This window comes from Streptomyces sp. MA5143a (assembly GCF_900290235.1).
In the GTDB taxonomy this organism is placed as follows: domain Bacteria; phylum Actinomycetota; class Actinomycetes; order Streptomycetales; family Streptomycetaceae; genus Streptomyces.
Window position 1 is genome coordinate 1 of sequence record NZ_OLMK01000060.1, and the last position, 5,953, is coordinate 5,953.

1 protein-coding gene is annotated in these 5,953 nt (G+C 72.9%); it reads left to right on the top strand.

The annotated features are described in order from the left end of the window. Nucleotides 1-5,953: type I polyketide synthase (locus tag SMA5143A_RS24180; protein ID WP_146193945.1), on the top strand; the 5,953-nt coding region annotated here is incomplete at both ends.

Genomic DNA, 5,953 nt, shown 5'->3' on the forward strand with positions numbered 1-5,953 from the left:
CGGTGTGCTGCCGAAGACGCTGCACGTGGACGAACCGACCCCGCAGGTGGAGTGGTCGGAGGGCGCCGTCGAACTGCTCACCGAGGCCCGCGACTGGCCCGTCACCGGCCACCCGCGCCGCGCCGCCGTGTCCTCCTTCGGAGTCAGCGGCACCAACGCCCATCTCATCCTCGAACAGGGCCCGGAATCCGCGCCCGCACCTGAGCAGGCGCCCGCCGATCTGCCCGCGACCCCGCTCGTGCTCTCCTCCCGGGGAACCACGGCACTGTCGGGGCAGGCACGACGGTTGCTGACGCACATGGAGGAGAGCTCCCAGTCCCTGCTGGACCTGGCGTACTCGCTCGCGACCACGCGTGCTCCACTGTCGGAGCGTGCCGTGGTCGTCGCCCGCGACCACGATGAGGCGCGCGCCGCCTTGGCCGCGCTGGCCGAGGGCGGAGCACACCCCGGCCTGGTCACCGGCAGCCCCGTCCAGGGGCGGCTGGCGGTGCTGTTCACCGGGCAGGGCAGCCAGCGCGTAGGCATGGGACGGGAGTTGTACGACGCCTTTCCGGTGTACGCCCGCGCGTTCGACGAAGTGTGTGAGGCGCTCGACCGGCACCTCGCGGGTCATGTTCCGCACCCTGTTGCCGAGGTGGTGTTCACCGATCCGGAGGGCTGGCTGGATCGAACGGTGTACACCCAGTCGGGTCTGTTCGCGGTGGAGACCGCGCTGTTCCGGCTGGTCGAGTCGTGGGGTGTGCGGCCGGGGCAGGTGGCTGGTCACTCGATCGGTGAGCTGACGGCCGCTCATATCGCCGGTGTGCTGGGTCTGGAGGACGCGGCGAAGCTGGTGGCGGCGCGGGGGCGGTTGATGCAGTCGCTGCCTGCCGGCGGCGCGATGATCACCACGACGGCTCCGGTGGAGACGGTCACCGGTTTGCTGACGTCCGGCACGGCTGTCGCCGCGTACAACAGCCCCGGCAACACGGTGATCTCGGGGGAGGAGGGAGAGGTCGCGGCGATACACGGGACACTCACCGAACAGGGCCACCGCGTGCGGGAGCTGACCGTCTCCCACGCCTTCCACTCGCCCCTGATGGAACCGATCCTGGACGAGTTCGCGGCCATCGCCGGGGCCTTGACCTTCGAGCAGCCCCGGATCCCGTTCGTGACGGCGGCGGAGGGCGACCCCCTCACACCCGAGTACTGGGCCCGCCACATCCGCGACTCGGTCCGCTTCGAGCAGGCGGTGCGCACGCTCGCCGACCAGGGCGTGACCACGTTCCTGGAACTCGGCCCGACCCCGCACCTGACCTCGGCAGTCAACGACACCCTCGACACCACGGCGTGCGTGCCCACCCTGCGCGCCAACGAGCCCGAACCACACGCCCTGTTGACCGCAGTCGCCACCCTCCACACCCGCGGTACCAGCCTCGACTGGTCCGCACTCCTGCCCGGCGGCCGACGCGTCGACCTCCCCACCTACGCCTTCCAGCACCAGGACTACTGGCTCGTACCGGGCGACCACGCACCCGTCGACGCCACCGGTCTGGGCCTCACCACCCCTGCCCATCCGCTCCTCGGCGCGATGACCGAGCTGCCCGAGAACGGCGGCCATCTCTTCACCACGCTGTTGTCCTCGCGGACGCACCCGTGGCTGGCCGACCACTCCATCGCGGGTACGGTCCTGATGCCGGGCACCGGCTTCGTCGAACTCGCGCTGCACGCCGCACAGGAGACGGGGTGCGGAGGCGTCGACGAACTCGTCATCGAGACACCGCTCGTCATCCCGGACGGTGCCGCCGTCCAGCTCCAGGTCACGGTCCAGCCGCCGGCCGGGGACGGCGGGCGGGCGATCGGCATCCACTCCCGTACGGCCGGCTCGGCATCCGAAGCCGCCTGGACCCGCCACGCGAGCGGCACCCTCACCGCGACGGCCGAGCCCACGGACTTCGACCTCACCGCCTGGCCGCCCGAGGGCGCGCGGCCCATCCCGCTCGACGGCGCCTACGAGACGCTGGCCGACGCCGGGTACCACTACGGCCCCGCGTTCCAGGGGCTCGAGCGGGCCTGGAGTCTCGGCGACGAGGTGTTCGCCGAACTCACGGTGCCCGATGACGACGCGAGCGCCTACCACATCCATCCGGCGCTGCTCGACACGTCGTTCCACGCAGCGATGTTCGCCTCGCGCCGGGACGACACCGACGGCACTTCGACGCTCCTGCCGTTCGCCTGGAACGGCGTCACCCTGCACGCCACCGGTGCCGCCCACGTCCGGGTCCGGATCTTCCCGGCCGGGCCGGACGCCACCGCCGCCCAGATCGCCGACGGCACGGGTGCCCCGGTCGCCACCGTCGCGTCGCTCGTGGCGCGGCCCGTGGCTCCCGAGCAGCTCGAGGCGGCCGGCCCGGCGGACTTCCTGTACCGGCTGGGCTGGACGGAGAGCGCCGCCTCCCGGCCCGGTGTACTCGACGCCGTCCCCGTCTCCGGCGCGGACGACCTGCGGGGCCTGGACGTGCCGCCGCCGGTCCTCCGGTTCGACGTACGCGGAGATACCGGCCCCGAAGCCGTCCACGCGGCGACGACGCACACCCTCGCGTTCCTCCAGGCCTGGCTCACCGCGCCCGCATTCGACGGCACCCACCTGCTCGTGGTCACCCACGGGGCGGTGGCCACCGGGAGCGACGACCAGGTCACCGACCTCGCCGCCGCGGCGGTGCGGGGCCTCGTCCAGTCGGCCCAAGCGGAGAACCCGGGCCGTATCACCCTCCTCGACACCGACGACCCCACGGCTGACCTCCCGGCCGCCGTACTCACTCTCGGCGAACCCGAACTCGCCCTACGCTCAGACAAGTTGTACGCACCCCGCCTGGGCAGGGACACCGGCAGGGGCACCTCCACCGAGCTCGACCCGGACGGCACCGTCCTGATCACGGGCGGCACCGGTTCACTCGGCCGCCTCCTGGCCCGCCACCTGGTCACCCACCACGGAGTCCGTAACCTGCTTCTGGTCAGCCGCTCCGGCCCCGAGGCGCCCGGCGCCGACGACCTGCGCACCGAACTCACCGCCCTCGGCGCCGGTGTCCGTATCGAAGCCTGCGACATCACCGACCGGGAAGCCCTCGCGGCACTCCTCGCCGGCAGCGCCGGGACATCCCTCACCGCCGTCATCCACACCGCCGCCGTCTTCGACGACGGCATCGTCCGCACCTACACGCCGGCACAACTCACGAACGTCCTCGCGCCCAAGGCCGACGCCGCCTGGCACCTGCACGAGCTGACCAAGGACCGCGACCTGGACGCATTCGTGCTGTTCTCGTCGGCGACGGCGACCGTGCTCGGCGCGCCGGGCCAGTGCGGTTACGCCGCCGCGAACGCCTACCTCGACGCCCTGGCCCACCACCGCCACGCCCTCGGCCTGCCCGCGACGGCGCTGGCGTGGGGTCTGTGGGCCCAGTCGGCGGAGCTGCTGGGCCACGCGGATCTGCGGCGCATCCGCCGCACCGGCATGGTCGCGCTCTCCGACGAACACGGCCTCCGCCTCTTCGACAGCGCGCTGGCCATGCCGCACCCCCACCTGATCCCGGCCGAACTGGACCACGACACCCTGAGGGCCCGGGCCTCCCGCGACCAGTTGACACCGGTCCTCAGCGGGCTCGTCCGCGCCCCCCGCCGTGCCGCGAGCGCGGCCGGCCCGACCGGCGGCGACACGGGCGCGCTGTCGGCCCGGCTGGCCGCGCTGAACGAGACGGAGGCGCGGCGCACGCTCCTCGACCTGGTCCGCGGTGAGGCGGCGGTCGTACTGGGGCACGCGTCGGCGAACCTCGTCGAGCCGGAACGGGCCTTCAACGAGATCGGTTTCGACTCCCTCACGGCCGTCGAGCTCCGCAACCGGCTGACCGCCCTCACCGGGATCCGCCTGCCCGCCACGCTGCTCTTCGACTACCCGAGCCCCGAGTCGCTCACCACCCACCTGTGGTCCGAACTCGACGTGACCGAGGCCCCACCCGCCCACGCGAGCGCGACCTCCACGCGGCCCGCCGCCCCCGTCACCGCCCCGAGCCCCGCCTCCGACGAGCCCATCGCCATCGTCGGCATGGCCTGCCGACTGCCGGGCGGGGTGCGCTCACCCGAGGACCTCTGGGACTTCGTCAAGGTCGGCGGAGACGGCATCGGCCCGTTCCCCACCGACCGCGGCTGGGACCTCGACACCCTCTACGACCCCGACCCGGAGAACGCGGGCACCTCCTACGTCCGCGAGGGCGGCTTCCTGCACGACGCGGCCGACTTCGACCCCGCCTTCTTCGGCATCTCACCGCGCGAGGCCGTCGCCATGGACCCGCAGCAGCGGCTCATGCTGGAGACGGTCTGGGAGACGTTCGAACGCGCGGGCATCGACCCGGGAGGTGTGCGCGGTGAGGACGTCGGCGTCTACACCGGCCTGATGTACCACGACTACGCCTCGGGCCTGCGTGAGATCCCGCGGGAGGTCGAGGGTTTCCTCGGCCTCGGCACGGCCGGCAGCGTGCTCGCCGGCCGGGTCGCCTACCTCTTCGGGCTCGAAGGGCCGACGATGACCATCGACACGGCCTGCTCGTCGTCGCTGGTCGCCCTTCACACGGCGACACGGGCGCTGCGCGCGGGCGAGTGCTCGATGGCGCTCGCGGGCGGTGTGACCGTCATGTCCAACCCGGGGACGTTCATCGAGTTCTCCCGGCAGCGTGTGTTCGCCGCCGACGGGCGCTGCAAGTCGTTCGCGGCCGCCGCCGACGGCACGATCTGGTCGGAGGGCGTCGGCATGCTGCTGCTGGAGCGGCTGTCGGACGCGCAGCGCAACGGGCATCACGTCCTCGCCGTGGTCCGCGGCACCGCGGTCAACCAGGACGGCGCGTCGAACGGCCTCACCGCCCCCAACGGGCCGTCCCAGCAGCGCGTCATCCGCAAGGCGTTGGCCGACGCCGGTCTGGCCCCGGCCGACGTGGACGCGGTCGAGGCGCACGGCACGGGCACCGCGCTCGGCGACCCGATCGAGGCCCAGGCGATCATCGCCACCTACGGCCAGGACCGCCCCGAGGACCGGCCGCTGTGGCTCGGCTCGCTGAAGTCCAACATCGGGCACACCCAGGGCGCCGCCGGTGTGGCCGGTGTGATCAAGATGGTCCAGGCGATGCGGCACGGCGTCCTGCCCAGGACCCTGCACGTGGACGAGCCGACCCCACAGGTCGACTGGTCGGCGGGTGCCGTCGAACTCCTCGCCGAGGCCCGCGACTGGCCGGAGAACGGCCACCCCCGCCGCGCCGCCGTCTCCTCCTTCGGCATCAGCGGCACCAACGCCCATGTGATCCTGGAACAGACGCCGGACAGCCCTGTCACCCCCGACGGGACGTCACCCGACCCGCTGCCGGTGACCCCCCTCGTCCTGTCCACCCGAGGCCCGGCCGCCCTCGCGGACCAAGCCCGGCGCCTGCTGGCGCACACGGAGGCAAACCCCCCGTCCCTGCTGGACCTGGCGTACTCGCTCGCGACCACCCGCGCTCCACTGCCGGACCGTGCCGTTGTCGTCGCCCGCGACCACGACGAGGCACGCGCGGCCCTGGCCGCCCTGACCGAGGCCGGCGGCCACGACGCTCTGCTCACCGGCAGCCCCGTCCAGGGGCGGCTCGCGGTGCTGTTCACGGGGCAGGGCAGTCAGCGGGTGGGGATGGGGCGGGAGTTGTACGAGGCCTTCCCCGTGTACGCCCGTGCGTTCGACGAGGTGTGTGAGGCGTTGGACCGGCACCTGGCCGGTCACGTTCCGCATCCCGTCGCCGAGGTGGTGTTCGCCGACCCCGACGGTTGGCTGGACCGGACGGTGTACACGCAGTCGGGTCTGTTCGCGGTGGAGACCGCGCTGTTCCGGCTGGTGGAGTCGTGGGGTGTGCGGCCGGACCAGGTGGCCGGTCACTCGATCGGGGAGCTGACGGCCGCGCAC